Below are 3,881 nucleotides of genomic sequence, written 5' to 3'. Positions count from 1 at the left end.
TTTGATCCTTAAATTTTGCTAATTGCGCTTCATTCATGCTCTGTAGCATTTCGGTTTCGATAAAGCCTGGCGCGACCGCGTTTACCCGCACATTATACGGCCCGACTTCCCTGGCCAGTGACCTGGTAAAGCCGATGATCCCTGCTTTAGACGCCGCGTAATTGGTTTGCCTGGGTAAACCGACTATTCCGCTTACTGAGGTTATGTTCACAATATTCCCGGATTTTTGTTTCAGGAATGTTATGATCGCGGCTTTGGATAGGTTGATCGTGCCGATCAGGTTAGTATTTATTACATCCTGCCAGTCTTCTTCAGCCATTAGAGCTAAGGCTTTATCCCGGATGATCCCGGCGTTATTTACCACAATATCCAGGTTGCCGAAGGCCTCACGGGTATTCTCGACCCATTCAGACACTGCTTTATAGTCTTTAATATCAACTTGGAAGGATTGGGCTTTTACCCCATAATTAGAGATCTCTTTTTCCAGGATCCTGGCTTCTTCTGTGCTTTTTATGAAATTAAAACTGATATTTACGCCGGTTTTGGCTAATTCCAGGGCAATGGCTTTGCCTATGCCTCTGGTCGCTCCGCTGATGATCGCTGTTTTTTTTGTATCGGGCATATTAAGTTAGTTTTAAGACAGGTTGATCTCGAAACCGTGCCTGACCGCGATATTGGCTATTTCTTCCAATTTGTCGGAATTCCTGCTTTCGCCCAGTGAATAGGTCACGAATTTATCTTCCAGGGCTAAAAGTATGGTTTCCGCCATTGCGGCGTAGACGTTATTGTCGGGCAGGATGTCGAATCCGGTGTGTTCGGCGAAAGGCAATTTTATGGTGTTGCTTTCGATCAGGAAGATATCTTTGCGCAGTTTTGCCTGCCGGGAGATATTCTGGAATATCGAGGCGTCGTAAACTATGCTCTTCGGCTTCAGATCGTTGATCGAAAAAATGTCGGTATTATCCGTGTGTGTATTTATGACTATGTCGGCGGAACTGACTGCTTTGCGGATATCCGCTTCTATTTCAGTATTGGCCAGATTCAATTGGTTAAGTATTTTTTTGAACCGCTGAAGTTTTTCTTTCCATTCTCCGGTCAAAAGCACTTTGCCCGAGTGTTCGCTGAATTTCTGGGCGCATAGCGAGCCTACGGCGTTCATCGGGCCGACGATCGCGATGGTTTTATCTTTCAGGTTGATCTTGCGCTGTTTGGCGGTGCGGAAAATAGTCTCAAATACGGACCAGGCGGTAAAAGCGCTCCCGCTGGTTATAGGGACCTTAAGGTGTTTGTGGATCATTGGTTTTTTATCCGCGGTGATCGCCATATATCCGCCGATGCCCATTATTTCTGCGCCTATGCGTTCCGCGATAAAGCCCGCGTCAATGATCTTTCCCAGGATAATTTCGTCGTCAAGTTCCAATATTTCATCCGGCAGCAAGGGGCAGACTATCAAGTATCCTTGTATTTCTTTGTTCTGGCTGGAGATGATCTTCTTAAGCGGCAACACCTTGAAATTCTGATGTTTGAGGAAAGTTTTTCGCAAAGATGCCGGCAGAAACCGGGTTAGCGGCCAATATGTCAGGATCTGATCGGTATTTAAAGGATGAATTAAAAATGCAAAAGTCTTCATTATTTATGCCGATTCCAGCAAGGTCTTTGTTTGTTTTTTATTATCCAGGTTAATGGCGTGTTTCTGCTTGATCCATTTCTCAATATATTTTTTATGGAACCTCCAGTCGGTCCCTATCTTGAATGCCGGGATCATGCCGTCGCGGGCATAGCGCTGGACAGTTAATGGATGAATGTGCAGGTATTCCGCGACTTGTTTTGCGGTTAATATCTCAGTAGTCTTGGGCATAGTTTATCACCTTTTAGCATATCTACAGTAATCATAAATATACTAGGTAAACCAAAAATTGTCAAGAAAAAACTGTAGACGTTGTAGCTAACTATTGATTTATATTGAGTTACAAATAAATGTTTGGGCGTACGCCAAAGTATCTTATAAACCATTTTTTGACTATTAAAACATTTATTTGTAATCCTTTGAAGTGCGGTAGGTTACGTACAACGTCTACAGGGTGGAGAGGTAGAGGCCTTTTAGGGTCAGGTCCTGGTCGATCTTGTCGATGCTGTGGCAGTATTTGGCCAGAAGGCTGATGTTCCCTCCTGTGCCGATGACTTTGGCGTTCTTGCCTATCTTAGCGCGTATTTTACGGCAGAGATCATCCGTAAGGCTGGCAAATCCATAGATAACCCCGCTTAACATACTGTTGCGGGTATCCCGGCCGATAAATTCTTTTGGTTGGGCTACTTTGACTTGCGGCAATAGCGCGGTGCGCTGGCAAAGGCTTTCCAAAGAGATCGCCAGGCCGGGCAGGATCATACCGCCAAGATATTCCTTTTTACCTGAAATTATGTCAAAAGTGACTGCTGTGCCCAGGTCGATAACTATTAAAGGACTGCCGTAAAGCGCGGTTGCGGCAAAGGCGTTGACTAAACGGTCCTGGCCTACTTGTTTGGGTTGGCGATAGCGGTTAGCTATTTTGATTTTCAGATTTTTGCCGATGACCTTTATTTTTTTGCCTAACCAACGGGTAAATTCCAGCTCTAAACGGCGGGTCGCCTGGGGGACCACGCTGCAAATCACTACATCATCCGGTTTTTTGTTTTTAAGGAGCCTTTTTACCTGGACCAGGGTATATTTTTTGGTGTCCAGGTCGAATTTCCTGGCGAGCTTGCCGTTTGTCCACAATCCGAAAGAGATGTTGGTGTTTCCTATGTCAATGGTGAGTAACACTCTTTAGCTCCTTTATTTTATCCCGGATCTGCGCCGCTTTCTCAAACTGCAGATTCCGGGCCGCCAGTTCCATCTCATATTCCATATCAGCGATATACTTGGCGGTTTCGTATTCGTCCTTTGCCTGGCCGGTCAGTCCGGCCACATACTGCTCAGCTTGAGCCAGGTCTTCGATCCCTTCTTTTATCGCTTTTATTATCGAACGCGGGGTGATCTTGTTACGTTTGTTGAATTCAAACTGGATCTTCCGCCGGCGATTGCTTTCGGTTATTGCTTTCTTCATCGAGCCGGTGATATTGTCGGCGTACATTATCACCTTGCCGTTGATATTCCGGGCCGCCCTTCCGGATACCTGGATCAGCGATGTGGCTGAGCGCAGGAAACCCTCTTTATCCGCGTCCAATATAGCTACCAACGATACTTCCGGCAGGTCCAATCCTTCCCTGAGCAGGTTTATCCCTACCAGACAGTCGAATTCCCGCTTGCGCAGGTCCCGGAGGATTTTGGAGCGTTCGATAGTCTCGATCTCGGAATGTAAATATTTTACCTTTATTCCCTTTTCTTGTAAATAGGTAGTTAGGTCTTCGGACATTCGCTTGGTCAGGGTGGTCACCAGGATCCGTTCGCGCTTGGCGGCGCGTTGTTTTATTTCTTTGGCCAGGTCTTCGACCTGCCCGTTGCTCGGCCTTATCTCGATCTCCGGGTCAACCAGTCCCGTAGGCCGGATTATCTGCTCGGAAATGCTGCCTTTGCTTAGTTTGACCTCGTATTCATCCGGGGTTGCCGAGACAAATATCGTTTTTTTGACCAATTCATTGAATTCCGCAAATTTTAGCGGACGGTTATCCATGCACGAAGGCAGACGGAACCCGTAATCAACCAGTGTCTTTTTCCTGGCTTGGTCGCCGTTGAACATCCCTCTTATTTGCGGGAGGCTGACATGCGATTCGTCTATCACTGTCAGGAAATCACCCCGGAAATAATCAAGCAGGCAGCTTGGCCTTGAACCGGCTGGTTTTGCTGAAAGTATCCGGGAATAATTCTCTATTCCATGACAATAGCCTAATTCTTTGAGCATCTC

Annotated in this window: 5 protein-coding genes; all 5 read right to left on the bottom strand. The window is 46.3% G+C overall.

All coding sequences use genetic code 11. The features are described from left to right. On the bottom strand, nucleotides 1-622 hold a 622-nt coding region (locus tag M0R35_07745; GenBank protein ID MCK9595547.1), incomplete at its 3' end, for an SDR family NAD(P)-dependent oxidoreductase. 12 nt (nucleotides 623-634) lie between these two features. Then, nucleotides 635-1,630, bottom strand: coding sequence for a hypothetical protein (locus tag M0R35_07740; protein ID MCK9595546.1), 996 nt, complete (start codon nucleotides 1,628-1,630; stop codon nucleotides 635-637). 3 nt (nucleotides 1,631-1,633) lie between these two features. Beyond that, nucleotides 1,634-1,858 carry a helix-turn-helix domain-containing protein gene (locus tag M0R35_07735; protein ID MCK9595545.1) on the bottom strand — a complete coding sequence of 75 codons (225 nt, stop codon included), beginning with the start codon at nucleotides 1,856-1,858 and terminating at the stop codon, nucleotides 1,634-1,636. A gap of 216 nt (nucleotides 1,859-2,074) precedes the next feature. Continuing rightward, complete coding sequence (locus M0R35_07730; GenBank protein MCK9595544.1) at nucleotides 2,075-2,800, bottom strand: type III pantothenate kinase; 726 nt, start codon at nucleotides 2,798-2,800, stop codon at nucleotides 2,075-2,077. Further along, a partial coding sequence (locus M0R35_07725) for a UvrB/UvrC motif-containing protein (GenBank protein MCK9595543.1) occupies nucleotides 2,784-3,881 on the bottom strand: 1,098 nt, incomplete at its 5' end. The genes M0R35_07730 and M0R35_07725, both read right to left, overlap by 17 nt.

The sequence above is a fragment of the Candidatus Omnitrophota bacterium genome (assembly GCA_023227985.1).
Taxonomy (GTDB): domain Bacteria; phylum Omnitrophota; class Gorgyraeia; order Gygaellales; family Profunditerraquicolaceae; genus JALOCB01.
The sequence above is the reverse complement of the archived record's forward strand: the minus strand, read 5'-3'. Positions and strand labels throughout refer to the sequence as shown.

Bases quoted from the DNA above. Each gene is read 5' to 3' on its own strand.
- M0R35_07740 (MCK9595546.1), bottom strand. From the start codon at position 1,630: ATGAAGACTTTTGCATTTTTAATTCATCCTTTAAATACCGATCAGATC.
- M0R35_07735 (MCK9595545.1), bottom strand. From the start codon at position 1,858: ATGCCCAAGACTACTGAGATATTAACCGCAAAACAAGTCGCGGAATAC.